The 24,361-nt window shown below is 66.4% G+C and carries 23 protein-coding genes; 6 read left to right on the forward strand and 17 right to left on the reverse strand.

Annotated features, from left to right (window positions below):
• Position 1 precedes the first annotated feature (1 nt).
• The 14 genes from J8I35_RS16455 to J8I35_RS16520 form a co-directional block, all read right to left on the reverse strand.
• Positions 2–781: a ParA family protein gene (locus J8I35_RS16455; RefSeq protein ID WP_050015824.1), complete on the reverse strand. Its 780-nt coding sequence runs from the start codon at positions 779–781 to the stop codon at positions 2–4.
• Positions 782–832: 51 nt separating this feature from the next.
• On the reverse strand, positions 833–1,519 hold the full coding sequence (gene rsmG, locus J8I35_RS16460) for a 16S rRNA (guanine(527)-N(7))-methyltransferase RsmG (RefSeq protein WP_050015822.1): 687 nt from the start codon (positions 1,517–1,519) through the stop codon (positions 833–835).
• On the reverse strand, positions 1,516–3,495 hold the full coding sequence (gene mnmG / locus J8I35_RS16465; protein ID WP_209926208.1) for a tRNA uridine-5-carboxymethylaminomethyl(34) synthesis enzyme MnmG: 1,980 nt from the start codon (positions 3,493–3,495) through the stop codon (positions 1,516–1,518). Before mnmG ends, rsmG begins: the two co-directional genes overlap by 4 nt.
• Positions 3,496–4,031: 536 nt before the next feature.
• On the reverse strand, positions 4,032–4,787 hold the full coding sequence (locus J8I35_RS16470; protein WP_050015818.1) for an ABC transporter ATP-binding protein: 756 nt from the start codon (positions 4,785–4,787) through the stop codon (positions 4,032–4,034).
• A complete protein-coding gene (locus J8I35_RS16475) occupies positions 4,787–6,571 on the reverse strand; it encodes a branched-chain amino acid ABC transporter ATP-binding protein/permease (RefSeq protein WP_124680394.1) in 1,785 nt (594 codons plus the stop codon). The genes J8I35_RS16470 and J8I35_RS16475 overlap by 1 nt, the downstream gene beginning before the upstream one ends.
• 4 nt (positions 6,572–6,575) lie before the next feature.
• Complete coding sequence (locus J8I35_RS16480) at positions 6,576–7,631, reverse strand: branched-chain amino acid ABC transporter permease (RefSeq protein WP_209926209.1); 1,056 nt, start codon at positions 7,629–7,631, stop codon at positions 6,576–6,578.
• A 170-nt stretch (positions 7,632–7,801) separates the two neighbouring features.
• Complete coding sequence (locus J8I35_RS16485; protein WP_124594456.1) at positions 7,802–8,959, reverse strand: ABC transporter substrate-binding protein; 1,158 nt, start codon at positions 8,957–8,959, stop codon at positions 7,802–7,804.
• Between the two features lie 76 nt (positions 8,960–9,035).
• Positions 9,036–9,809 (reverse strand): hypothetical protein, encoded by a 774-nt coding sequence (locus tag J8I35_RS16490; protein WP_209926210.1) that lies wholly within the window; start codon positions 9,807–9,809, stop codon positions 9,036–9,038.
• Positions 9,810–10,020: 211 nt separating this feature from the next.
• Positions 10,021–10,998 (reverse strand): branched-chain amino acid ABC transporter permease, encoded by a 978-nt coding sequence (locus tag J8I35_RS16495; RefSeq protein ID WP_050015810.1) that lies wholly within the window; start codon positions 10,996–10,998, stop codon positions 10,021–10,023.
• Complete coding sequence (locus J8I35_RS16500; protein WP_050015808.1) at positions 10,998–11,882, reverse strand: branched-chain amino acid ABC transporter permease; 885 nt, start codon at positions 11,880–11,882, stop codon at positions 10,998–11,000. Before J8I35_RS16500 ends, J8I35_RS16495 begins: the two co-directional genes overlap by 1 nt.
• Positions 11,883–12,010: 128 nt before the next feature.
• Positions 12,011–13,210, reverse strand: coding sequence for an ABC transporter substrate-binding protein (locus tag J8I35_RS16505; RefSeq protein ID WP_209926211.1), 1,200 nt, complete (start codon positions 13,208–13,210; stop codon positions 12,011–12,013).
• 77 nt (positions 13,211–13,287) lie between these two features.
• The gene (locus J8I35_RS16510) at positions 13,288–14,043 is read right to left on the reverse strand and encodes an ABC transporter ATP-binding protein (RefSeq protein ID WP_050015804.1); all 756 of its coding nucleotides are present in this window, start codon (positions 14,041–14,043) and stop codon (positions 13,288–13,290) included.
• The gene (locus tag J8I35_RS16515) at positions 14,040–14,819 is read right to left on the reverse strand and encodes an ABC transporter ATP-binding protein (protein ID WP_006477266.1); all 780 of its coding nucleotides are present in this window, start codon (positions 14,817–14,819) and stop codon (positions 14,040–14,042) included. Before J8I35_RS16515 ends, J8I35_RS16510 begins: the two co-directional genes overlap by 4 nt.
• 436 nt (positions 14,820–15,255) lie before the next feature.
• Complete coding sequence (locus J8I35_RS16520) at positions 15,256–16,941, reverse strand: choline dehydrogenase (RefSeq protein ID WP_209926212.1); 1,686 nt, start codon at positions 16,939–16,941, stop codon at positions 15,256–15,258.
• Between the two features lie 182 nt (positions 16,942–17,123).
• On the opposite strand from J8I35_RS16520, the gene J8I35_RS16525 reads away from it, so the two are divergent.
• Both J8I35_RS16525 and J8I35_RS16530 read left to right on the forward strand, forming a co-directional pair.
• Positions 17,124–18,023: a LysR family transcriptional regulator gene (locus J8I35_RS16525; RefSeq protein WP_176016539.1), complete on the forward strand. Its 900-nt coding sequence runs from the start codon at positions 17,124–17,126 to the stop codon at positions 18,021–18,023.
• Between the two features lie 182 nt (positions 18,024–18,205).
• Positions 18,206–18,739, forward strand: coding sequence for a class IV adenylate cyclase (locus J8I35_RS16530; RefSeq protein ID WP_209926214.1), 534 nt, complete (start codon positions 18,206–18,208; stop codon positions 18,737–18,739).
• Positions 18,740–18,805: 66 nt separating this feature from the next.
• Here J8I35_RS16530 and J8I35_RS16535 read toward each other — a convergent pair whose 3' ends face one another.
• On the reverse strand, positions 18,806–19,291 hold the full coding sequence (locus tag J8I35_RS16535) for an Lrp/AsnC family transcriptional regulator (RefSeq protein WP_050016018.1): 486 nt from the start codon (positions 19,289–19,291) through the stop codon (positions 18,806–18,808).
• Between the two features lie 138 nt (positions 19,292–19,429).
• Here J8I35_RS16535 and phhA point away from each other — a divergent pair, with 138 nt between their 5' ends.
• Positions 19,430–20,329 (forward strand): phenylalanine 4-monooxygenase, encoded by a 900-nt coding sequence (gene phhA, locus J8I35_RS16540; protein WP_218828481.1) that lies wholly within the window; start codon positions 19,430–19,432, stop codon positions 20,327–20,329.
• Positions 20,330–20,390: 61 nt separating this feature from the next.
• Positions 20,391–20,768, forward strand: coding sequence for a 4a-hydroxytetrahydrobiopterin dehydratase (locus tag J8I35_RS16545; protein WP_280884427.1), 378 nt, complete (start codon positions 20,391–20,393; stop codon positions 20,766–20,768).
• Positions 20,769–20,859: 91 nt separating this feature from the next.
• Here J8I35_RS16545 and J8I35_RS16550 read toward each other — a convergent pair whose 3' ends face one another.
• Entirely contained in the window at positions 20,860–21,090 is a 231-nt protein-coding gene (locus tag J8I35_RS16550) for a DUF3717 domain-containing protein (protein ID WP_006401493.1), read from the reverse strand.
• 122 nt (positions 21,091–21,212) lie between these two features.
• On the opposite strand from J8I35_RS16550, the gene J8I35_RS16555 reads away from it, so the two are divergent.
• Together J8I35_RS16555 and J8I35_RS16560 are read left to right on the forward strand one after the other, a co-directional pair.
• A complete protein-coding gene (locus J8I35_RS16555; protein ID WP_006401494.1) occupies positions 21,213–21,905 on the forward strand; it encodes a response regulator transcription factor in 693 nt (230 codons plus the stop codon).
• Positions 21,906–22,026: 121 nt separating this feature from the next.
• Positions 22,027–23,511, forward strand: a complete 1,485-nt coding sequence (locus J8I35_RS16560; RefSeq protein ID WP_209926218.1) for a sensor histidine kinase — start codon at positions 22,027–22,029, stop codon at positions 23,509–23,511.
• A gap of 145 nt (positions 23,512–23,656) precedes the next feature.
• Here the strand turns inward: J8I35_RS16560 and J8I35_RS16565 are convergent, their stop codons facing one another.
• The gene (locus J8I35_RS16565) at positions 23,657–24,187 is read right to left on the reverse strand and encodes an SET domain-containing protein-lysine N-methyltransferase (RefSeq protein ID WP_050015789.1); all 531 of its coding nucleotides are present in this window, start codon (positions 24,185–24,187) and stop codon (positions 23,657–23,659) included.
• Between the last annotated feature and the right edge of the window lie 174 nt (positions 24,188–24,361).

The following is a 24,361-nucleotide window of genomic DNA, read 5'->3' on the forward strand; positions in this document are numbered from 1 at the left end:
ATCACGACACCTCGAACGCGCGCACGCGCTCGATCATCTCGGCACCGAACTGGATATACGCCTGCGCACCACGCGAGCTGCGATCGAACACGACGCCCGGCAACCCGTAACTCGGCGCTTCGGCGAGGCGCACGTTGCGCGGAATCACCGCGTCGAACACCTTGTCGCCGAAGTGCGCTTTCAGTTGATCGGAGACTTGCTGCTGCAGCGTGATGCGCGGATCGAACATCACGCGCAGCAAGCCGATGATCTTCAGGTCGCGGTTCATGTTCGCGTGAACCTGCTTGATCGTGTTGACGAGGTCCGACAACCCTTCCAGCGCAAAGTACTCGCACTGCATCGGAATCACCACGCCATGCGCCGCGCACAGGCCGTTCAGCGTCAGCAGCGACAGCGTCGGCGGGCAATCGATCAGCACGAAATCGTAGTCGTCGGCCACGTGCTCGAGCGCGGCCTTCAGGCGACGCTCGCGGTTGTCGATGCTGATCAGTTCGATCTCGGCGCCGGACAGCTCGCGGTTCGCGGGAAGCACGTCATAGGTGACGCCTTCCGGACGCACGCGCGCGTCGGTGACCGACACGCCGTCGACCAGCACTTCGTACACGGTCGCTTCGCAGGCGGCCTTGTCGATCCCGCTGCCCATCGTCGCGTTGCCCTGCGGGTCGAGATCGATCAACAGGACTCGTTGCTCCTGCGCTGCAAGGCTTGCGGCGAGATTGACCGATGTCGTCGTCTTGCCGACGCCCCCCTTCTGGTTCGCAACGCAGAAGATCTTTGCCATCGTTGGTGTGTTCCCTTTACCTTCAAACAAACGGCGCGCTACCGCGCGCCTTCAATTCGCGTCGTCGACGGCCACTTCGAACAGATGCCGCTCCGCATCGAGCATCGGCACCGCCAGCCGGATCGTCTGCTTCACGCGGCTGCCTTCCGGCAACCGCGCAATCTCGTCGTCCGGATGAACGCCCTTCATCGCCCAGATCGATCCGCCCGGCGCAACCAGATGTCGAGCAAGTTTAACGAAGTCGGACAGGTCCGCGAAAGCGCGGGATACGATCATGTCGAATTTTTCCGGGACTTCGACACCCGGCTGCAGCGATTCGACCCGGCCGGTCACGACCGACAGGTTCGCGAGCTTCAGTTCCGCGCGCATCTGCGTCTGGAACGCCGATTTCTTCTGCACGATGTCGTTCAGCGTGACCTGCCAGCCCGGCTCGACGATCGCCAGCACGATACCGGGCAGCCCGCCGCCCGAGCCGACGTCGAGCACGCGCGCCGACGTACGGCCGCGCAGATGCGGGACGATCGAAAGCGAATCGAGGATGTGCTGGATCAGCATCTGCTTCGGGTCGCGGATCGCGGTCAGGTTGTAGACCGCATTCCACTTGCCGAGTAGCGCGACGTAGTCCAGCAGCTGGTTGCGCTGCGTATCCGTCAGCGTGAGGTCGAGCGCCGCCGTGCCTTCGACGAGCATCCCCTCCAGTACGTCCCGATTAACCGCCGGCGCGCGACGCGCCGTCATTGTTGCGTCGGGACAGTGCCGTCCCCCTGCTCCGCGGCCGCGGCGGCATCTGCGGCCGTACCATTACGGCGGCCCAGGCCGCGACGCTTCAGATGCACCATCAGCAGCGAGATTGCCGCCGGCGTGACGCCCGAGATGCGGGACGCCTGCCCGATCGTTTCCGGCCGGAACTCGTTGAGCTTCTGGCTCACCTCGAACGACAGGCCGCGAACCTCGCGGTAATCGATACCGTCCGGCAGGCGCGTGTTTTCGTTCGCGTCGTTGCGCTCGATCTCCGACGCCTGGCGCTCGATATAGCCCTGATACTTGATACCGATCTCGACCTGCTCCTTGATCTGCTCGAGCAGCACCGAATCGTCGGTCAACGGCTCCGCGGGGCCGCACTCGCCGCCCTTCAGCCCGCACACGCCGTCGTAGCTCACGCCGGGGCGGCGCAGCAGCTCGGCGAGGCTGTATTCGTGGTCGATCGCCTTGCCGAGCAGCGCGGTCGCCTCTTCGGCAGGCAGCGTCTTCGGCGTAACCCACGTCGACTTCAGGCGTTCGGTTTCACGTGAAACAGCGTCGCGCTTCCGGCTGAAGGCATCCCAACGTGCATCGTCCACCAGCCCAAGCTCGCGGCCGATCTCGGTCAGGCGCATGTCGGCGTTGTCTTCGCGCAGGCTCAGGCGATACTCGGCCCGGCTCGTGAACATCCGGTACGGCTCCGCCACGCCGCGCGTGACGAGATCGTCGACCAGCACGCCCAGATATGCCTGGTCGCGACGCGGGCACCACGCATCCTTTTCCTGCACGTAGCGGCCCGCATTGAGACCAGCCAGCAGACCCTGCGCAGCCGCTTCTTCGTAGCCGGTCGTCCCGTTGATCTGACCCGCAAAGAACAGTCCGTTGATCGCCTTCGTCTCGAGCGACGCTTTCAACGCACGCGGGTCGAAATAGTCGTACTCGATCGCGTAACCGGGGCGCAGGATGTGCGCATTCTCGAGGCCGCGCATCGAATGCACCAGCTCGAGCTGCACGTCGAACGGCAGGCTCGTCGAGATCCCGTTCGGGTAGAACTCGTTGGTCGTCAGCCCTTCCGGCTCGAGGAAGATCTGGTGCGATTCCTTCGATGCGAACCGGTGGATCTTGTCCTCGATCGACGGGCAATAGCGCGGCCCGACGCCTTCGATCACGCCTGTATACATAGGCGAACGGTCGAGACCGCCGCGAATGATGTCGTGCGTGCGTTCGTTCGTGTGCGTGACCCAGCACGGCAGCTGCTGCGGATGCTGCTCCGCGCGACCCAGGAACGAGAACACGGGAATCGGATCGAGGTCGCCCGGCTGCTCGTCGAGCTTCGAGAAGTCGATCGTGCGGCCGTCGATACGCGGCGGCGTACCGGTCTTCAGCCGGCCCTGCGGCAGCTTCAGCTCCTTCAGGCGCGACGACAGCGACACGGCCGCCGGATCGCCCGCGCGACCGCCCGTGTAGTTGTTCAGGCCGACGTGGATCTTGCCGTCGAGGAACGTACCGGCCGTCAGCACGACCGCGCGAGCGCGGAAGCGGATGCCGATCTGCGTGACGGCGCCAACCACGCGGTCGCCTTCGACCATCAGATCGTCGACGGCCTGCTGGAACAGCCACAGGTTCGGCTGATTTTCGAGCCGGTGGCGGATCGCGGCCTTGTACAGGATGCGATCGGCCTGCGCACGCGTCGCGCGCACAGCCGGCCCCTTCGACGAATTGAGGATCCGGAACTGAATACCGCTTTCGTCCGTCGCGGCGGCCATTGCGCCGCCCAGCGCGTCGACTTCCTTGACCAGATGGCCCTTGCCAATGCCGCCGATCGACGGATTGCAGCTCATCTGCCCAAGCGTTTCGATGTTGTGGGTCAGCAGCAGTGTCTTTGCGCCCATACGGGCGGACGCCAGCGCGGCTTCCGTGCCGGCATGGCCGCCACCGACGACGATGACGTCAAATTCTGTGGGAAAAAGCATGGTGGATTCCGTACGCGGAACTGCGTACGAACCTATCTGAGAAATGTATGGGCCGAATTATAGCGGGTTCGCTTTTCGCCCGAAGGCCGTCCGAATGGTAGGGTCTGTGCATTTCGGCGATTTTTTGGCTGTGGACGAGGGAATTTATCGTTCCGAGCCGTGCTGGCAACGCTTTTCGCGCGCTTCAATGCGCATTTCCACGCCTGTGCAAAAACCTGGGGTACCAGCCATGCAGCATGTGCGGAACGTCTGACGTGACCGGCGACTGTGCCCGGCACAACAGGCGGAAGCGATGCCCTGTGCCCTCATCCACACAGCATTTCTGTCGATTTCCGGGGCACTTATCCACCGAGGTGCGGTGCATCGTCAGCGTCCGTGGACGAAGCCGCCAGCGCCGCACAGCGCTTCCCACTGTTCCCGCACGACTTATCCCGGCCTTGAACCGTCTGCGCATCGACGCTCCAGCCTGCTCACAAACAAAAACGGCGTGTTTCACGTGAAACACGCCGCCCGTTTCCCGTCCACCGCACCGGCAATCAAGCCGTCTTCTTCGCCAACCCAAGATACGTCTCGATCACACGCGGATTCTGCGCAAGCTCGGCCGCCGGCCCTTCCAGCGCAAACTCGCCCGTCTCCAGCACATAGCCATAGTCGGAGATCTGCAGCGCCGCCCGTGCATTCTGCTCGATCAGCAGCGTCGCCACGCCGGTGCCGCGCAACGCGCTGATGATATGAAAGATCTCCTTCACGATCAGCGGCGCCAGCCCGAGGCTCGGTTCGTCGAGCATCAGCAGGTCGGGCTTGCCCATCAGCGCGCGGCCGACTGCCAGCATCTGCCGCTCGCCGCCGGACAGCGTGCCGGCCGCCTGCCGGCGCCGCTCCTTCAGCCGCGGAAATAGCGCGAACACGTGATCGAGCTGATCGAGGAAGTTCGATTCCCCCGCCTGCTTGCGCCGATACGCGCCGAGCACGAGGTTGTCCTCGACCGTCATCGTGCTGAACAGCTCGCGCTTTTCCGGTACGAGGCACATTCCGCGCGCGACGCGCTGCTCGACCGGCAACACGCTGACGTCGGTGCCGCGATACACGACCGCGCCCGACGCGTGCCCCGTTACCGGGAGCGCCCCCATGATCGCGTTCAGCAGCGTCGATTTACCGGCGCCGTTCGGGCCAATCACGCTGACGATCTGCCCCGCCCCCACCTTGATTGCCGCACCGTGCAGCGCCTCCACCTTCCCGTACCGCACCGCCAGCCCGCGTACGTCGAGAATCGGCATCGTCGTGTCCGTCATCACTCCACCCCGCCCAGATACGCTTCGAGCACGGCCGGGTCCTGCTGCACGTCCTGCGGCAGCCCTTCCGCGATCCGCGTGCCGAATTCCATCACCACCAGCCGGTCGGTAAGGTTCATCACGAAATCCATGTCATGTTCCACGAGCAACACGCTCATTCCTTCCGCCTTCAGCCGCCGCAGCAGGTCGGCGAGTTGCTGCTTCTCCTGGTAACGCAGCCCCGCGGCCGGCTCGTCGAGCAACAGCAGCGTCGGATCGCAGCACAGCGCCCGCGCGATTTCGAGAATCCGTTGCTGACCAAGCGCGAGGCTCCCCGCTTCGTCGTACATGTGCGCTTCGAGCCCGACACGCCGGATCTGGCGCGCGGCTTCGGCCAGCAACTGCGCTTCCTCGTGCGCATTGAGCCGCGCAATGCTGCGCCACACGCCGGTATGACCGCGCAGATGCGCGCCGATCGCGACGTTCTCGAGCACCGTCATCGTCGGCAACAGCTTCACGTGCTGGAACGTGCGACCGATGCCGCGGCGGACGATCTGGCGCGACGTCAGTCCGTCGATGCGCTCGCCGCGGAACGTGATCGCGCCGCCGGTCGGCTTCAGCACGCCGGTCACGAGGTTGAACGTGGTCGACTTGCCCGCGCCGTTCGGGCCGATCAACCCGATGATCTGCCCCGCTTTCACGTCGAAGCTGACGTCGTTCACGGCCACGAGCCCGCCGAACTGCTTGCGTGCGGTGTCGACGACGAGCAGCGGCTCGCCGGCCACGGGCTTCGCGCGCTGCGGCAGCGGATCGGCCTGCTCGGGCACGTGCGCACGGGGCCCGCGCGGGAACAGTCTCGCGACGAACGGCCATACGCCCTGGCGCGCGTACTGCAGCAGCAGCACCATCAGCACGCCGAACACGATGATCTCGAAGTTGCCTTCCGAGCCGAGCAGCTTCGGCAGCAGCGTCTGCAGATAGTCCTGCAGCACGGTCAGGATCGCCGCGCCGAGCACCGCGCCCCATACGTGCGACACGCCGCCCACCACAGCCATGAACAGGAATTCGATCCCGTGGTTCAGACCAAACGGCGTCGGGTTCACCGCGCGCTGCAGGTGTGCGTACAGGAAGCCCGATACCGCCGCGAGCACGGCCGCGTAGACGAAGATCACGACGCGCATCCACGCGGTGTTCACGCCCATCGCCTCGGCCATCACGCCGCCGCCGCGCAGCGCGCGGATCGCGCGGCCGGGCCGGCTGTTGAGCAGGTTCTGCACCGACACGATCGCGGCCAGCACCACGGCCCAGATCAGGAAGTACAGGCTGCGGCCGCTGTCGAGCACGATGCCGAACAGGTTCAGCGCCGGAATCCCGTTGATCCCGTCGTACTTGCCGAGCAGTTCGAGGTTGCCGAACAGGTAGAACAGCGCGAGGCCCCACGCGATCGTGCCGAGCGGCAGGAAGTGCCCAGACAGCCGCATCGTCACCGCGCCGAGCACGAGCGCGACGAGCGCCGTCAGCACAACGCCGACGATCAGCGCGAGCCACGGCGATACGCCGTAGCGCGTCGTCAGGAACGCGGTCGCATACGCGCCGATGCCGACGAACGCGGCCTGTCCGAAGCTCGTCATCCCGCCGACGCCCGTCAGCAGCACGAGCCCGATCGCGACGATCGCATACAGGCCGATGTAGTTCAGGAGCGTGATCCAGTATTCGGGCACCTGCAGCGCGCCGGGCAGCACCGGCAGCGCGAACAGCACCACGAGAAACAGCCAGAAGGTCTTGTTGCGTACCATCGTCTTCATCGCGTCACTCCTCTTCCTCTTCCGCATGCGGCGTCGCGAAGCTCCGCCACAGCAGCACCGGAATGATCAGCGTGAACACGATCACCTCCTTGTAGGCGCTCGCCCAGAACGACGAATACGATTCGAGCACGCCGACGAGCAGCGAGCCGGCGGCCGCGAGCGGATAGCTGACGAGCCCGCCGATGATCGCGCCGACGAAGCCCTTCAGCCCGATCAGGAAGCCCGAGTCGTAGTAGATCGTCGTCAGCGGGCCGACGAGGATCCCGGACAACACGCCGAGCCCCGCCGCGAACGTGAACGCGAGCCGCCCGGCTTCGGTCGTGCCGATGCCGACGAGCCGCGCACCGAGCCGGTTCACCGACGTCGCGCGCAGCGCCTTGCCGGCGATCGTGCGGCCGAAGTACACATACAGCGCGCCGATCAGCACGAGCGCCGTGACGACGACCAGGATGCTCTGCACCGACACCGTCATGCTGCCGATCGCGAGCGACGCGTCCGAGAACCCGTTGGTACGCGAGCCTTCCGCGCCGAACATCACGAGGCCGAGGCCGACCATCGCGAAATGGACGGCGACCGACACGATCAGCAGCAGCAGCGTCGTGCCTTCGGCGATCGGCTGGTACACGAGCCGGTAGATGAACGGCCCCATCGGCACGACGATCGCGAGCGTCAGCGCGATCTGCGCGAGCATCGGCATCGGCTGCGCGGCGAAGCTGCGCGTGATTGCGAACACCGCGAGCGGCAGCAGGATGTAGCGGCTGCCGAGCGTCGCGAGCGTGCGGCCGAGCTGATGGCGGCGTTCGCGATGCCGGATCAGGCCGCCGGCTTCGAGCAGGAAGCATGCGACGCCCATCACGAACAGCAGCCAGCAGGTGGCGGGAAATTTCTGCGCCTGCAACGCGGCCAGCGTCAGCGCACCGTAGGCGACGAATTCGCCCTGGGGAATGAAGATCACCCGCGTGACGGAAAACACCAGCACGAGCGCCAGCGACAACAATGCATAAATGGCGCCGGTCGTGATGCCGTCTTGCGCGAGGATCGCCGCAATCGAGAGATCCATACGTTTCGTGTATCGAGAGAATGCTGCGGAGAAACGAAAGGCGGAAACGGCCGGGGCGCACGGCGGGCCCCGGCCGTTCCAGGCGGCACGGATGCGGCCGTGACGCGCGCCGCCCTGCCGACGGCGTGCACGGCGCCGTTCGCGCCGCGCACGCCGGTTTCACGTGACGCTTACTCGGCCTGCAACTTCCACTTGCCGTCGACGATCTGCACCATCACGCGCGCACGTGTGTCGAAGCCGTTGTGATCCGTCGCCGTCATGTTGATCACGCCGTGCGAGACGGGCAGGTCCTTCACGCTTTCGAGCGACGCGCGCAGCGCTTCGCGGAACGCCTCGGTGCCCGGCTGGCCCTTCTTCAGCGCGTCCGGGATCGCGCGCTGCAGCAGCAGGCCCGCATCCCACGCATGGCCGCCGAAAGTCGACAGCGAACCCGCGCCGTAAGCCTTCTCGTACGCGGCCTTGTAGCCGAGCGCCGGCTTCTTCACCGGATTCGAATCGGGCAGCTGGTCGGTCACGAGCACCGGGCCGGCCGGCAGGATCTCGCCTTCGCAATCCTTGCCGCACACGCGCAGGAAATCGTTATTCGCGACGCCGTGCGTCTGGTAGACCTTGCCCTTGTAGCCGCGCTCCTTCAGCGTCTTGGCCGGCAGCGCGGCCGGCGTGCCGGAGCCGGCGATCAGCACCGCATCCGGGTTCGAGCCCAGCAGCTTCAGCACCTGCCCCATCACCGACGCGTCGGTCCGGTTATAGCGTTCGTTCGACACGAGCTTCAGCCCGTTCTTCGCGGCCGCCGCGTCGAACGTCTTGTACCAGCTGTCGCCGTATGCGTCGGCGAAGCCGATGAAGCCGACCGTCTTCACGCCATGCTTCGCCATGTAGCCGGCGATCGCATCGGCCATCAACTGGTCGTTCTGCGGCACCTTGAACATCCACGCGCGCTTCGCGTCCATCGGCGCGATGATCTGCGCGCTCGCCGCGAGCGAGATCGTCGGCGTCTTGCCCTGCGACACCGGATCGAGCATCGCGAGCGAGTTCGGCGTGACGGACGAGCCGATGATCGCGTCGACGTGGTCCTCGTCGATCAGCTTGCGCACGTTCTGCACCGCACGGCTCGTGTCGGACGCGTCGTCCAGCACGATGTACTGCACGCTCTTGCCCGCGATCTCCTTCGGCAGCAGCGCGATCGTGTTCTTTTCCGGAATCCCGAGCGACGCGGCGGGCCCGGTGGCCGACAGCGTCACGCCGATCTTCACCTGCGCCGACGCCGTGGCCGCCGCACACACGAGGCCCGCGGCAAGCAGGGCCTCCATCCATCGATTCATCTTCATTTACGTTGTCTCCAAACGCTGCTCGAAAAAACCACGGTTGCTCGGGCGGCTCCCGGTCCCCAAACAAGTTAATATCTTAATTATCCCACCCGTCCGCGCCCATGCTCGTTTTCCCGCGACACGCCGCCACGCGCCGCGCGCCGATTGAAACGGCCGTCCGACCGTCACGATGCGCAGCAGCGGTGTCGTCAGGATGAAGAAAGCGAAGAAATGCGGGAGCGTGCGCAAGCTCGTTGCGCGCGCATCGATGGTCGGCACGCACGGCAAGCGATGAAACCTCGGAAAGCCCGCCGCTCATGCGATTGCGCATACGGATGCAGAGACGGATGCGAGCGCAACGACCCGCGCCGGCGCCGGGACGCGCATACAGGCCGCGGAACGGCTCGGAAATGCCCCGATGACCCATCGGGCACCCCATGACGAACGAACGGCGTCCGCCGCGTCTCCTGCCCCGAACCACCGTGCTGCGCTGCTCATCCAACCGTACTCCCTGTTCTGCATTGTGCTTGTAGGAGAACTGCCGACCGATTTTCCCGACCGCACGGTCGGCGAAAGCCGAGTGTAACGGACGCCTTTCGCGCCCGCCAACCGGGTAAGCCCGAAGCGCCTGTGCGGGATTGCGCATCGTCGGCGAACGGATCGCGGGAAACGGAAAAACGGGCAACACGGCAAAGCGCGGAAAAGACGCGGTGCGAACGCAAACGCGGAAAGCGGCGCCATCGGCTGGCGTGCGGGCCGATGCACCATCGAGGGAATTCGTGCACGCAAATGAAAAAGCGCTGTTGGATTCCGTCCAACAGCGCTTTGGGGTCCGGGCACTTTGTGCCTCGATTGTCTCCTCGTTCTCCACCTGCAAATTCGTTTCGCGGTGCATCAGAACTGAAGTGAATCTTAAAGAGGCTTAAGCACCACGACAACTTAGCATTTACCCCTATGGTGCATTGCCGCACGAAAATGGGGCACCAGCCGGCCGCGCGGCGACGGCCCGAGCCCGCGGTGACGCCCTTCCCGGCCGAGCCGGATGGTGCTTCGCATCAACGCGGGCGACGCGCACCGCATGCTCACGACGACGCCCTGAGCGGCTTGATACGCGCGACCATCTCACCGACGATGCCGCGCCGGAACGCCAGCACGCATGCGATGAAGATCAGCCCAGTGACGATCGTCGTCGATTCGCCGAGCGAATGGAACCACGCGACGCCCGTCGTCGACGCGAGCCATTCGCCGATGTCGCCGAGCCGGTCTTCCAGCGCGACGATCAGCGCGGCGCCGAGCAGCGGCCCGAACAGCGTGCCCATCCCGCCGACGAGCGTCATCAGCACGACGAGGCCCGACATCGTCCAGTACGCATCCGACAGCGTCTCGAAGCCGAGCACGAGCACCTTCAGCGAGCCGGCCAGCCCCGCGAGCGCGGCCGACAGGATGAACGCGAGCAGCTTGAAGCGATCGGTGTCGTAGCCGAGCGAGATCGCGCGCGCTTCGTTCTCCTTGATCGCGACGAGCACCTGGCCGAACGGCGAATGGACGACCCGCACGATGAACGCGCACGCGGCCACGACCGCCGCCAGCACGACGTAGTACAGCGTGACGTCGTTCGACAGGTCGAGCAGCCCGAACAGATGGCCGCGCGGCACGCCCTGCAGGCCGTCCTCGCCGTGCGTGAACGGCGCCTGCAGATAAATGAAGTAGACCATCTGCGCGAACGCGAGCGTGATCATCGCGAAGTAGATGCCTTGCCGGCGGATCGCGAACAGCCCGACGACGAGCCCGAGCAGCGTCGCGGCGACGGTGCCGGTCAGCACGCCGAGCTCCGGCGTGAAACCGAGCGTCTGCATCGAATAGCCGGTCGCATAGCCGGCCGTCGCGAGGAACATCGCATGGCCGAACGACAGCAGTCCCGTATAGCCGATCAGCAGGTTGAACGCGGCCGCGAACAGCGCGAACGCGAGCACCTTCATCACGAACACCGGATACGCGCCGATGAACGGCGCGGCGAGCAGTGCGGCGAGCAGCACGCCGTAGAGCACTTTTCTCTGCATCATTTTTCCTTGCCGAAGAGGCCCGCCGGGCGGAACAGCAGCACGATCGCCATGATCACGAACACGACGGTGGCCGACGCTTCGGGATAGAACACGCGCGTGAAGCCCTCGATCACGCCGAGCAGCAGGCCCGTGACGATCGAGCCGAGGATCGAGCCCATCCCGCCGATCACGACCACCGCGAACACGGTGATGATCATCGGCTGGCCCATCAGCGGCGACACCTGGATCACCGGCGCGGCCAGCACGCCCGCGAACGCGGCGAGCGCGACGCCGAAGCCGTAGGTGAGCGTGATCATCATCGGCACGTTCACGCCGAACGCCTCGACGAGCTTCGGGTTCTCGGTGCCCGCGCGCAGGTACGCGCCGAGGCGCGTCTTCTCGATCACGAACCACGTCGCGAGGCACACCGCGAGCGACGCGACGACGACCCACGCGCGATAGTTCGGCAGGAACATGAAGCCGAGGTTGGTCGCGCCGGACAGCTGCGACGGCACGTCGTACGGTTGGCCGGATGCGCCGTAGATCGAGCGGAACACGCCTTCGACGACGAGCGTGAGGCCGAACGTGAGCAGCAGCCCGTACAGGTGATCGAGCTTGTACAGCCAGCGCAGCATCGAGCGCTCGATCGCGATCCCGAACGCGCCGACGATCAACGGCGCGAGCACGAGCATCGCCCAGTACGGCAGCGCGAAATACGACAGCCCCATCCACGCGAGCATCGCGCCCAGCATGAACAGCGCGCCGTGCGCGAAGTTGATCACGTTGAGCAGCCCGAAGATCACCGCGAGCCCGAGGCTCAGGATCGCATAGAACGAGCCGTTGACGAGCCCGAGCAGCAACTGGCTCAGCATCGCCGGCAACGGAATGCCAAAGATTTCCATCGACTTAGCCGTCAGAATGAGTTTCGTTGCGTACGCAACTTTGCAGCCGCGCGCACGCGGGCGGCGCAGCGGGCACGTCGCTGCCACCGCCACCGTGCGGCGCGCCCGTGCGCGCCGCTATCCGATGCTTACTTCCACAGCGCGCAGCGCGTTTCCTGCTTGGTGCCGAACGCCTGTTCGCCCGGAATCGTCGCGAGCACCTTGTAGTAGTCCCACGGCTCCTTCGATTCCGACGGCTTCTTCACTTCCATCAGGTACATGTCGTGGATCATGCTGCCGTCCTGACGGATGTAGCCCTTCGCGTAGAAGTCGCTGATCTTGATCTTCTTCAGCTCGGCCATCACCTTGTCGGAATCGGTCGTCCCGGCGGCCTGCACGGCCTTCAGGTAGGTCGTCACCGACGAGTAGTCGGCCGCCTGCAGGCTCGACGGCATCTTCTTCATCTTGCCGAAGTAGCGCTGCGCCCACTGGCGCGACGCCGCGTCGCGGTTCCAGTACCAGCTGTCGGTCAGCACGAGGCCCTGCGTCGTCTCGAGGCCGAGGCTGTGCACGTCGTTGATGAACATCAGCAGCCCGGCGAGCTTCATCGTCTTCGTGATGCCGAATTCCTTCGCGGCCTTGATCGAGTTGATCGTGTCGCCGCCCGCGTTCGCGAGACCGAGGATCTGCGCCTTCGACGATTGCGCCTGCAGCAGGAACGACGAGAAATCCGACGCGGACAGCGGATGCCGCACCGCCCCCAGCACCTGTCCGCCGCTCGCCTTCACGACGTCCGACGTGTTCTTCTCGAGCGCCTTGCCGAACGCGTAGTCGGCGGTCAGGAAGAACCACGTCTTGCCGCCCTGCTTCACCACCGCCGAGCCGGTGCCTTTCGCGAGCGCCATCGTGTCGTACGCATAGTGCACCGTGTACGGCGTGCACTCCTCGTTCGTCAGCGTGTCCGCGCCCGCGCCGATGTTGATGTAGACCTTCTTCTTCTCCGCGGCCAGCTTGGCCATCGCCAGCGCCGTCCCCGAATTCGTGCCGCCGACGAGCAGGTCGAGCCCGCCGCGGTCGATCCATTCGCGCGCCTTCGACGCGGCGATGTCCGCCTTGTTCTGGTGATCCGCGTACACGACCTCGATCGGCTTGCCGAGCACCTTGCCGCCGAAGTCGGCGACCGCCATGCGGATCGCCTCGAGACCGCCCTGGCCGTCGATGTCCGCATACAGCCCCGACATGTCGGTGACGAAACCGATCTTCACGCTATCCGCGGCATGCGCGGCGCCGGCGGTGAGTGCGGCGCTCGCGAGCGCGAGACAGGCCTGTGCGAGGGTCTTCATTTTCATTGACGTCTCCTGTTGTTCTGATGCGTTGTGGTTATTCGAGGGCCGCCACGGCTAGCGGCAACGGAAACGAGGCGGCGTCATACTCCGAGCAGGTCGTGCAGGGTCGGCATCTTGCCTTCCAGTTCGGACGCGCGGAAATGCTCGACGATGCTGCCGTGCTCCATCACGTAGAAGCGGTCGGCGAGCGGCGCGGCGAAGCGGAAATTCTGTTCGACCATCACGATCGTGTAGCCGCGCGCCTTCAGCGCGACGATCATCCGCGCGAGCGCCTGGACGATCACCGGCGCGAGGCCTTCGGAGATCTCGTCGAGCAGCAGCAGGTTCGCGCCGGTGCGCAAAATTCGCGCGACCGCGAGCATCTGCTGCTCGCCGCCGGACAGCCGCGTGCCCTGGCTCTGCCGACGCGACGCGAGGTTCGGGAACATCGCGTAGATCTCGTCGAGCGACATCGAATGCTCGCGCGGCCCGATCAGCGGCGGCAGCATCAGGTTCTCCTCGCACGACAGGCTCGAGAAGATCCCGCGCTCCTCCGGGCAATAGCCGATGCCGTAATGCGCGATGCGATGCGTCGCGAGGCCGATCGTCTCGTGGCCGGCGACCTTGATCGACCCGCTGCGGCGGCCCGTGAGGCCCATGATCGCGCGCAGCGTCGTCGTGCGGCCCGCGCCGTTGCGGCCGAGCAGCGTGACGACCTCGCCGCGATGCACGGTCAGGTCGACGCCGTGCAATATGTGGGATTCCCCGTACCAGGCCTCCAGGCCCGTGATTTCCAGCGCAGGCGTACCGCTCTCGACGCCGCTCAATTCGCGTTCCTCCCGTTCGCTGTGCTTCATGCGTGCGCCCCCGCGAGCGCCGCGTCGGCGCTGCCCATGTAGGCTTCGATGACGAGCGGATTCTTCGACACTTCCGCGTACGAGCCTTCGGCCAGCACCTCGCCGCGTTGCAGGACGGTGATCGTGTCGGAGATCCCCGCGATCACGTTCATGTTGTGCTCGACCATCAGGATCGTGCGGCCGCTCGCGACCTTCTTGATCAGCGCGGTCACGCGGTCGACGTCCTCGTGGCCCATCCCCTGCGTGGGCTCGTCGAGCAGCATCAGTTCGGGCTCCATCGCGAGCGTCGTCGCGATCTCGAGCGCGCGCTTGCGGCCGTAGGCCAGCTCAACGGTCGGCACGTGCGCGAAATCGGTGAGGCCGACCTGCGTGAGCAGGTCCATCGCGCGATCGTCGAGCCGCTTCAGCGTGCGTTCGCTGCGCCAGAAATGGAATTCGGTGCCGAGCGCGCGTTGCAGGCCGATGCGCACGTTCTGCAGCGCGGTCAGGTGCGGGAACACGGCCGATATCTGGAACGAGCGGATGATGCCGCGCCGCGCGACCTGCGCGGGACGCTCGTCGGTGATGTCGATGCCGTTGAAGACGATCTGCCCGGCCGTGGGCGTCAGGAATTTGGTGAGGAGGTTGAAACAGGTGGTCTTGCCCGCGCCGTTCGGCCCGATCAATGCGTGGATCGCGCCGCGGCGCACACGCAGGTTGACGCCGTTCACGGCGGTGAAGCCCCTGAATTCCTTCGTCAGTCCGCGTGTTTCCAGAATCGTGTCGCCGAGAATCATGTTCCCTTCCGTACGAAGTCAGGCGAAGCACCGGGAAGCCTGGCGCAAGCGGCCGCGAACAGGTCAGCGGATCAGCGGGCTGCCCCCGGGCGCCGTGGTACGCCTCGAGGGTTGGTCTCCCGCGCCGACGCGTATGCACATTACAGAACATTGTCGCGCCGTTGGTGCAGTGCAATCATCGGGATTTGCACTTATAGGGGTGGCCGCCATATCGGCTGCGATTGCGTGCGGTTTCGCACCGCGCTTTTTTGACACGTGCATCATCACGCGTTGACCTGCCGCGGGACCCGGCACGCGCACGCCCGATAAAAAAGCCGCGCGACGGTGCGGCTTGCACGGATCTTGCCGTTAGAGCGGACGCGCCGGCAGCTTGTTTCGCATAGCGAATCAGCGGGCGTTCGCATGACGGCCCGCTGGCGCGCGGGTCAGCGAGCCTTCATGCCGCCGTCACCGCGGCCTCGGTGCGCACCGACGTCGTTTCGCGCGCCGCACGGCGGTCGGCGCGAATCATGTCGCTCGCGCGCTCGGCGATCATCAGCGTCGGCGAATTGGTGTTGCCCGACGTGATGAACGGCATCACCGACGCGTCGACGATCCGCAACCCCGCGATGCCGCGCACGCGCAGCCGGCTGTCGACCACCGCGCGCGCGTCGTCCGCACGCCCCATCCGGCACGTGCCGACCGGATGGAAGATCGTCGTGCCGACGACGCCGGCCGCGTCGATCAGTTCGGCCTCGGTCTGGTACCGCGGGCCCGGCAGGATTTCCTCGGGGCGATAGCGCGCGAGCGCCGGCGCGGACGCGATCCGGCGCGTGAGGCGCAGCGCGTTCGCGGCGACGTGACGATCGTGATCGGTCGACAGATAGTTCGGCGCGATCGCCGGTGCGCTGCGCGGATCGGCGCTCGTCACGTGCACGCTGCCGCGCGAGCTCGGCCGCAAGTGGCACACCGACGCCGTGAAAGCGTTGAACCCGTGCAGCGGCTCGCCGAAGCGTTCGAGCGACAGCGGCTGCACGTGGTACTGGAGATCGGGGCGCGTGAGCGCGGGATCGTCCGGATCCGATTTCGCGAACGCGCCCAGTTGCGACGGCGCCATCGACATCGGCCCGCGCTGCAGCAGCGCATATTCGGCGCCGATCATCAGCTTGCCCCACCAGCGCGCGGAGAGTGTATTGAGCGTACGCACGCCGTCGACGCGAAACGCCATCCGCAATTGCAGGTGATCCTGCAGGTTTTCGCCGACGCCCGGCAGATCCTGCACGACGTCGATGCCGAGCGCCTGCAGCCGCCGGCCGTCGCCGACACCCGACAGTTCGAGCAGTTGCGGCGAATTCACCGCGCCCGACGTCAGCAGCACTTCCACGCGCGCCCGCGCGACGTAGTCGGTGCCGCCGCCGTGATATTCGACGCCGACCGCGCGCCGACCGTCGAAGATCACGCGCTGCGCATGCGCGCCGGTGATCACGGTCAAGTTCGGGCGCGCCATCGCGGGCCGCAGGAACGCCTTCGACGTATTCCAGCGCACGCCGCGCTTCTGGTTCACTTCGAAGTAGCCGACCCCGGCGTTGTCGCCGCGGTTGAAATCGTCGGTGGCGGGAATGCCCGTCTGCTGCGCGGCCTGCGCGAACGATTCGAGGATCTCCCAGCGCAGCCGCTGTTTCTCGACGCGCCAGTAGCCATCCGCGCCGTGCGCATCGCTCGTGCCCGCATGGTGATCCTCGCTGCGCTTGAAGATCGGCAGCACGCTGTCCCACGACCAGCCGGCGTCGCCGGTTTCCTGCGCCCAGTTGTCGTAATCCTCGCGCTGGCCGCGCATGTAGATCATCCCGTTGATCGACGAGCAGCCGCCGAGCACGCGGCCGCGCGGATACGACAGCGCACGGCCGTTCAGCGCCGCTTCGGGCTGCGTCTTGTACAGCCAGTCGGTGCGCGGGTTGCCGATGCAGTACAGATAGCCGACCGGGATATGGATCCAGTGATAGTCGTCCTTGCCGCCCGCCTCGAGCAGCAGCACGCTGATGTCGGGATCCTCGGTCAGGCGGTTCGCGAGCACGCAACCCGCGGTGCCCGCGCCGACGATCACGTAGTCGAATTCGCCCTCGAGCGTGCGTTGAGTACTCACGGCGTGTCTCCTTCCTGCTTGTCGTGTACCGCGCGGCGCGATGCCGCGCGCATGTTCAGCATAGTGCGTCGCGCCGCGCCTGCGGCCCCGCGCCACGATCCGATGAAGCGTACTCCCGCGCCCGGCCGCCGATCCAATGAGTTATGCTGAACTGCGTTATAAGCCACGCTCATATCACGACGATGGATCTCACCCTGCTTCGCGCGTTCGCGACGGTCGCCCGCGAAGGCAACCTGACGCGCGCCGCCGTGCAGCTACATCTGACGCAGCCGGCCGTCAGCCTGCAGATCAAGCATCTGCAGGAAACGCTCGGGGTCGTGCTGTTCACGCGCACGTCGCGCGGGCTCGCGCTCACGCGCGACGGGCAGACGCTGCTGCCGCACGCGGAGCGCGCGCTCGCCGCCGCCGCCGACGTGCAGCGCGCCGCTGCCGCGCTGCGGCACGAGGTGCGCGGCCGGCTGCGAATCGGCACGATCCTCGATCCGGGGTTCCTGCGGCTCGGTGGCTTCCTGCGCGCGCTGGTCGAGACCCATCCGCAGATCGAAACGGCGCTGCGGCACGGGATGTCGGGCTGGGTGCTCGAACAGGTGCGCGCGCAGGCGCTCGACGTCGGCTACACCATCGGCCGGCCCGACGACGATTCGCCGCGCGACGGCGCGCTGTTCCACACCGTCACGCTCACGCGCTTCGAATACCGCGTGCTCGCGCCGGCCGGCTGGAAGGAGCGCGTGCAGCGCGCGCACGACTGGCGTGCGCTGGCCGCGCTGCCGTGGATCTGGACGCCGCCCGCGTCCGCGCATCACCGGCTGCTGTCGCGACTGTTCGCGGCGGCCGGCGCGCAGCCGGTGAAGGTCGCCGAGGTCGACCAGGAGCAATCGATGCTCGATCTCGTCAAATCGGGGATCGGGTTGACGCTCGCGCGCGATTCGATCGCGCTGGCCGAAGCGCACGCGCATGCGCTGACGATCGTCGAACGCATGACGGTGCCGACCGAGCTGACGTTCGTGACGCTCGCCGAGCGGCGCGACGAGCCGGCGATCGCGGCCGCGCTGCGGTTGATCGACGCGCAGTGGGCGATATGAGCGCGGCTGATGTCGACGCGGCCGGTTACGCATCGAGTTTCGGCGCCTGACGCATGCCGCGGATCGAATCGCGTGCCCCGCGTCGTGTCGCCGCGGCCGGTCCGCGCGTCACGCCACCATCGCAGGCTTTTTGCTAGATTGTGCGTTCGCACACCGCGAGACCCCGATTGAAGGAGACCCGCATGGCCCGCAACATCGAGATCAAAGCCCGCGCCCGCGAATTCGACCGGCTGCGCGAACGGGCGGCCCAGCTCGCGACCGAAGCGCCGCTCTTCTACCGCCAGCAGGATTTCTTCTATGACGTGCCGCGCGGCCGGCTCAAGCTGCGCCGCTTCGAGGACGGCACGCCGGCCGAGCTGATCTTCTACCAGCGCGACGATCGCGACGGCCCGAAGGCGTCGTACTACACGCGCAGCCCGGTGACGAATCCCGACGCGATGCATTCGCTGCTCGCGACCGCGCTGACCACGCGCGGGATCGTGACGAAGGAGCGGCACGTGTACCTCGCCGGCCGCACGCGCATCCACCTCGACCGCGTCGACGGCCTCGGCGATTTCATCGAGCTCGAAGTCGTGCTGGGTGCCGACGACGACGAAGCGGGCGGCGAAGCCGAAGCGCACGAGGTGTTCGCGAAACTCGGCGTCGCGCAGGACGATCTCGTCGCGGTCGCGTACGTCGATCTGCTGAACGCCGACACCCAGCCCGAAACGGCCTGATCCGGCCCCATCGAAGGCGGTACGGCGCGTGCCGCCTTCAGCGCCGATGCCGCGGCCGCGTCCCCGTCACGCGGCGCCCGGCGCGAGATGCGCGAGCGGCAATGCACCGTTGCGCTTGAAGGTCGTCAGCACGATGTTCGAGCGCACGCTGTCAACGCCCGGCACCCGCATCAGCTTCTTCATCACGAACTGCGACAGCGCGTTGAGATCCGGCGCGACGATCCGCAGCAGGTAGTCGGCATCGCCCACCACCGCATGACATTCGAGCACTTCGGGCAGCACGTCGATCTGCTGCTGGAACTGCTCGATGATCGAATCGCCGTGATGCTTGAGCTTCAGGCTCGTGAACGCGGTCACGCCGAGCCCGAGCTTTTCGGGTCGCAGCATCACGCGGTAGCCTTCGATCACGCCGGCCGCCTCCAGCCGCTGCAGCCGCCGGCCGATCTGCGACGGCGACAGCGGCACCTGCTCGCCCAGCTGCTGATGCGTCGCGCGACCGAAGCGCTGCAGCACGTCCAGCAACGCGAGATCGAAGTGATCGAGTTCCAGCATGAGCATTCTCCGCATTGATTCGTTATTCGATGCGCAATTATCGCATCACTAAGCGAATTGACGCCAACTATGCGCCCAATCCGCGCGTCGCCCGCTCTACACTTGCATGATCCCAACCCCAGCGTGCAGAGCCTGATCATGTCCACCGTCGTCACCGCGAAACTGCAGGAGCAGTTCGATGCGGGCCTCGAAACCCGCGCCGATTTCACCATCGACCAGCCGCTGCAGCGCTACGGCCAGGTCGACCACGCGGTGTGGAAGCAGCTCTATGCGCGCCAGTCGGCGCTGCTGCGCGGCCGCGCGTGCGACCCGTTCGTCGCCGGGCTCGGCAAGATCGCGCTGCCGGCCGATCGCGTGCCGTCGTTCGCCGACGTGAACCGTCAGCTGAAGCCCGCGACCGGCTGGGAAATCGTCGCGGTGCCCGGCCTCGTGCCCGACCGCGTGTTCTTCGCGCATCTCGCGAACCGACGTTTCCCGGTCACCTGGTGGATGCGCCGTCCCGACCAGCTCGACTACCTGCAGGAACCCGACTGCTTCCACGACCTGTTCGGCCACGTGCCGCTGCTGATCGACCCGGTGTTCGCCGACTACATGCAGGCGTACGGCCGCACCGCGCTCGCGGTCGCCGACGACGAAGCGGCGCTGGCGCGGCTCGCGCGCCTCTATTGGTATACGGTGGAATTCGGGCTGATCCGCGATCCGCGCGGCACGAACGGGCTGTCGATCTACGGCGCCGGGATCGTGTCGAGCAAGGGCGAAAGCCTGTATAGCCTCGAGAGCGCGGCGCCGAACCGGCTCGGGTTCGACCTCGAGCGCGTGATGCGCACGAAGTACCGGATCGACACGTTCCAGAAGACCTACTTCGTGATCGACGATTTCGCGCAGCTGTTCGCGCTCGCCGACGTCGATGGCCGCGCGCTGGCCGACCGGCTCGCGGGGCTGCCCGAATTCGCGGCCGGCGCGGTGCTCGACACCGATCGCGTACTGCATCGCGGCACGGGCGAAGGCTGGCCCGACGACGCCGACGCCGACGCGTGACGCGCCGGCCGTCGGTTGCCGGTTGCCGGCCGCCCGTCGTCCTTTCCGCAACTATGGAACAATGAACGATGCCGGCTTCGCCGCGCGGCGCAGCCGCGCGTGGGCGCCGTTACCGAACGAGAGGTGCAAGATGATCCACAAGCTCACATCCGAAGAACGCAAGACCCGGCTCGAAGGCCTGGCGCAGTGGACGGCCGTGCCGGGCCGCGACGCGATCCAGCGCCGCCTGCGCTTCGCCGATTTCAACGAGGCATTCGGCTTCATGACGCGCGTCGCGATCAAGGCGCAGGAAATGAACCACCATCCGGAATGGTTCAACGTGTACAACCGCGTCGACGTCACGCTGTCGACCCACGACGCCGACGGCCTGACCGAACGCGACATCGAACTCGCGCGGTTCATCGACGGCGCCGCCGCGCACGCGCAACCGGGCGCCTGAATCCCGTCTCCGCCGCCGCGCGCTTTCCGTGCGCGGCGCGTCAACTTTTCATTTCGCTGAACGTTTTCTAGGATGTACTCAGCGAAAGCCTTCAGCTTTCCAAGCCATCCTTAAGGCGCACGTAAGTCTCGTACGCTTTCCGCGCCTTGGGGTCCAAACCTTCCAGTTGCAGCGCGCTTTCGCGCTGTACAATCAGCAGCGCATACGGCTTGGAGAGCGCGCTGGCCTCTTCGCAGAGTTTGAGTTCGTCGCCGCTCGACGGCGAGCGGGCGCGCCAGAAATTGATCGCGGCTTCGAGGTCGTGGATCGAAATATCGGACATGATTGGATTTAATCGTTCGCTGGCCGCCATGCTTGATGTCAGGCGATGCGGCGTTCCTGTGGAAACGGCTTCGTGCTGTCCGCGTGCCTGAACCGCCAACCCATTGTACTTGAGCGAACTTCATGCGACTCCTTCTGATCGAAGACGACCGCCCCATCGCACGCGGTATCCAGAGCAGCCTCGAGCAGGCTGGCTTCACCGTCGACATGGTGCATGACGGCATCTTTGCCGAACAGGCGCTGGCACAGAACCGCCACGAACTCGTGATCCTCGACCTCGGCCTGCCGGGCATCGACGGCATGACGCTGCTCACGCGCTTTCGCCAGACCAACCGCCACACGCCGGTGATCGTGCTGACCGCCCGCGACGAGCTGAACGACCGGATCCAGGGCCTGAACTCCGGCGCCGACGATTACATGCTCAAGCCGTTCGAGCCGGCCGAGCTCGAAGCGCGTATCCGCGCGGTGATGCGCCGCAGCGGCCCGCACAGCGACATGCCGCGTCCCGAAGTGTCGCTCGGCGGCGTCCGCCTGTCGGGCGTCGACCGCCGCATCTTCAACGACGACAAGCCGCTCGAACTGTCGCCGCGCGAATTCGCGGTGCTGGAAATGCTGCTGCTGCGTCACGGCCGCGTGGTCAGCAAGGCGCAGTTGCAGGACCACCTCACGCACTTCGGCGGCGATCTCGGCGACACCGCGATCGAGGTCTACGTGCACCGCGTCCGCAAGAAACTCGAGCAGTGCCGGGTCGAAATCGTCACGGTGCGCGGCTTCGGCTACCTGCTGCAGGAAATCCGCCAGACGGCGAGCGTCTGAGCGACGCCGCGCGCCGGCCGGCACGCGTGCCGTCGGCGCACGCGTGCTGCTCTGCGTCGCCGTTCCCGGCGCACGACCGCGCCGCTCCCCGTGAGCGGCGCTTATCCTTTTGCCCGTCGAAATGTCTTCTGATCCGGCTGTGACCACCAGCCTGCGCCGCTCGCTGCTCCGGCGCCTCGCCGCCCCGCTGTCGATGCTCGCGCTGATGAGCGGCCTGATCGCCTACTGGCTCGCGTGGCAATACACGCAGCACGTGATCGACCGCTCGCTCGCCGATCTCGCGACCGCGATCTCCAAGCAGATCCAGATCGCCGGCCCCGACGCGCCGTTCACGGTGCCGCCGCTCGCGCAGGCGATGTTCTCCGATCCAGCCGAAGCGCTGATCTACCGGATCAGCGACGGCGAGGAGGAACTCGCCGGCGATCCGAAGCTGCCGCTACAGGGCATCAACGTGCGCCGCATGCATCACGCGTACGTGTTCGAGGCCGAATACGACAATCGCGCGGTCCGGGTCGCGCAGGTGCGCGTCGACAACGTCGAGGGCGGCCGGCCGATGGTCGTCGAAGTCGCGCAGCCGGTGCGGCACCGCTATCGGATCGCGGCCGAATTCCTCGTCGCGATCATGATGCCGCTGCTGTTGCTGCTGCTCGCGGGCTGGGGCATCGTATGGCGCGTCGTGAACCAGCAGTTGGGCCCGCTCACGCATCTCGCCGATTCGCTGAACCGGCAAACCCATACGTCGCTGGAACCGGTCGACGAAACCGACGTGCCGCTGGAGATCCGGCCGCTGACCAGCGCGATGAACGCGCTGCTCGGCCGCCTGAAGACTGCGCTCGACGCGCAGCGCAAGTTCATCGCCGATGCTGCCCACCAGTTGCGCACGCCGCTCACCGCGGTGAAGCTGCATGCCGAGCAGGCGGCCGTCGCGCGCGACCCGCACCAGACCTTCGCCGCGGTGCGCGAGCTGCGCGCGGCCGCCGACCGCGCGGTACGGCTGTCCAATCAGTTGCTGTCGCTCGCGCGGGCCGAGCCGGGCGAACAGGCCGCGCGCTTCGTCGACGTCGATCTCGCGGCAATGGCGTTCGAGACGGGCGCCGAATGGGTGCCGCGCGCGCTCGCGTCGCACGTCGACCTCGGCTTCCAGCGCAGCGACGAGCCGGGCGACGACGAGAAGCTGATCGTGCGCGGCAACCCGGTGCTGCTGCGCGAGGTGATCGCGAACCTGCTCGACAATGCGCTGAAGTACGTGCCGCTCGCGCGGCCGGACGGCGCGCGGATCACGGTGAACGTCGCGCGCGCCGCGCTCGAGGACAGCCAGCCGGCCGCCGAGATCGTCGTCGAGGACAACGGCCCCGGCGTGCCCGCGAACCAGCAGGCCGACCTGTTCAAGCGCTTCTTCCGCGGCGACGCGCAAAGCGGCAACGGTGTCGAAACCGGCGCCGGGCTCGGGCTCGCGATCGTGCACGACATCATCGCGATGCACGGCGGCACCGTGTCGTACGAGGATGCATCGGAAGGCGGCTCGCGCTTCGTGGTGCGGGTGCCGCTCGCGACGCGGACGGAAAAACCGGCCGGCGAAACGCCGGCCGCGGCGCCGACGCACTGAGCGATCACCAGCGAGTCGCGGCGGGCAACCGCTGGCCCGTCGACCGGGCGGCCCGCCGGAAAAGGAAAGCGAACGCCGGGCCGCCACGACGCGGCAGCCGCGGGCTGAAACGACCGCGGCAGCGCGCGATGCGCTGCCGCCTGCATCACTTCCTGTTCTTCTTGTCCTTCGAACCGGACGCAGGCTTGCCGTCCTTCTTGTCCTTCTTCTTTTTCTTCTTCCCGCCTTCGTCGGACGTCGCGAGCAACGTGCCGCGGCACGATTCCGCACCGCAGTGGCACGCGTATTCGCGCTTGAGCTTCTTCGTCAGCTTCGCGTCGATCACGAGGCCGTAGTCGTAGAACAGCTCCTCTTCCGGGCCGATATCGCGCAGCGCGTGGATATACACGCGGCCTTTGACTTCCTCGGCTTCGCAGTTCGGCGCGCACGAATGATTGATCCAGCGCGCGCTGTTGCCGTCGACCTTGCCGTCGATCACGCCGCCTTCGTCGAGTGCGAAGTAGAACGTATGATTCGGCTCGCTCGGGTCGTGCGGATGACGGCGCAGCGCTTCCTTCCACGAGATTCGCTCGCCCTTGTATTCCACTACGCGTTCGCCGGCCTTGATCGGCGCCACGGCGAACACGCCCTTGCCGTGTACTCCCGAGCGGCGCACCGCGATCCTGCGTGAACTCATCGAACCAATCCTTGTGAAGACGACTTGAACGGAAGCGACCGCGATCGCGGCCGGGCGCCGCGCCAAACGAAAACGCGGCACCGGTCGGTGCCGCGTCGGGGCATGCGGCGAATCACCCGCATCCTACACGTTCGATATTGCTTCGTTCAACATCGCGCGCAATATTGCGCGGTG

The sequence above is a fragment of the Burkholderia sp. CpTa8-5 genome, assembly GCF_017815045.1.
Lineage (GTDB): Bacteria > Pseudomonadota > Gammaproteobacteria > Burkholderiales > Burkholderiaceae > Burkholderia > Burkholderia sola.

Bases quoted from the DNA above. Each gene is read 5' to 3' on its own strand.
- J8I35_RS16515 (WP_006477266.1), bottom strand. From the start codon at position 14,819: ATGATTCTCGGCGACACGATTCTGGAAACACGCGGACTGACGAAGGAA.
- J8I35_RS16545 (WP_280884427.1), top strand. From the start codon at position 20,391: ATGAACGATGCCGGCTTCGCCGCGCGGCGCAGCCGCGCGTGGGCGCCG.
- J8I35_RS16535 (WP_050016018.1), bottom strand. From the start codon at position 19,291: ATGCTGGAACTCGATCACTTCGATCTCGCGTTGCTGGACGTGCTGCAG.
- J8I35_RS16505 (WP_209926211.1), bottom strand. From the start codon at position 13,210: ATGAAAATGAAGACCCTCGCACAGGCCTGTCTCGCGCTCGCGAGCGCC.
- rsmG (WP_050015822.1), bottom strand. From the start codon at position 1,519: ATGACGGCGCGTCGCGCGCCGGCGGTTAATCGGGACGTACTGGAGGGG.
- J8I35_RS16530 (WP_209926214.1), top strand. From the start codon at position 18,206: ATGGCCCGCAACATCGAGATCAAAGCCCGCGCCCGCGAATTCGACCGG.
- phhA (WP_218828481.1), top strand. From the start codon at position 19,430: ATGTCCACCGTCGTCACCGCGAAACTGCAGGAGCAGTTCGATGCGGGC.
- J8I35_RS16455 (WP_050015824.1), bottom strand. From the start codon at position 781: ATGGCAAAGATCTTCTGCGTTGCGAACCAGAAGGGGGGCGTCGGCAAG.
- mnmG (WP_209926208.1), bottom strand. From the start codon at position 3,495: ATGCTTTTTCCCACAGAATTTGACGTCATCGTCGTCGGTGGCGGCCAT.
- J8I35_RS16525 (WP_176016539.1), top strand. From the start codon at position 17,124: ATGGATCTCACCCTGCTTCGCGCGTTCGCGACGGTCGCCCGCGAAGGC.
- J8I35_RS16475 (WP_124680394.1), bottom strand. From the start codon at position 6,571: ATGAAGACGATGGTACGCAACAAGACCTTCTGGCTGTTTCTCGTGGTG.
- J8I35_RS16485 (WP_124594456.1), bottom strand. From the start codon at position 8,959: ATGAAGATGAATCGATGGATGGAGGCCCTGCTTGCCGCGGGCCTCGTG.
- J8I35_RS16495 (WP_050015810.1), bottom strand. From the start codon at position 10,998: ATGCAGAGAAAAGTGCTCTACGGCGTGCTGCTCGCCGCACTGCTCGCC.
- J8I35_RS16500 (WP_050015808.1), bottom strand. From the start codon at position 11,882: ATGGAAATCTTTGGCATTCCGTTGCCGGCGATGCTGAGCCAGTTGCTG.
- J8I35_RS16480 (WP_209926209.1), bottom strand. From the start codon at position 7,631: ATGGATCTCTCGATTGCGGCGATCCTCGCGCAAGACGGCATCACGACC.
- J8I35_RS16470 (WP_050015818.1), bottom strand. From the start codon at position 4,787: ATGACGGACACGACGATGCCGATTCTCGACGTACGCGGGCTGGCGGTG.
- J8I35_RS16550 (WP_006401493.1), bottom strand. From the start codon at position 21,090: ATGTCCGATATTTCGATCCACGACCTCGAAGCCGCGATCAATTTCTGG.
- J8I35_RS16510 (WP_050015804.1), bottom strand. From the start codon at position 14,043: ATGAAGCACAGCGAACGGGAGGAACGCGAATTGAGCGGCGTCGAGAGC.
- J8I35_RS16560 (WP_209926218.1), top strand. From the start codon at position 22,027: ATGTCTTCTGATCCGGCTGTGACCACCAGCCTGCGCCGCTCGCTGCTC.
- J8I35_RS16555 (WP_006401494.1), top strand. From the start codon at position 21,213: ATGCGACTCCTTCTGATCGAAGACGACCGCCCCATCGCACGCGGTATC.
- J8I35_RS16565 (WP_050015789.1), bottom strand. From the start codon at position 24,187: ATGAGTTCACGCAGGATCGCGGTGCGCCGCTCGGGAGTACACGGCAAG.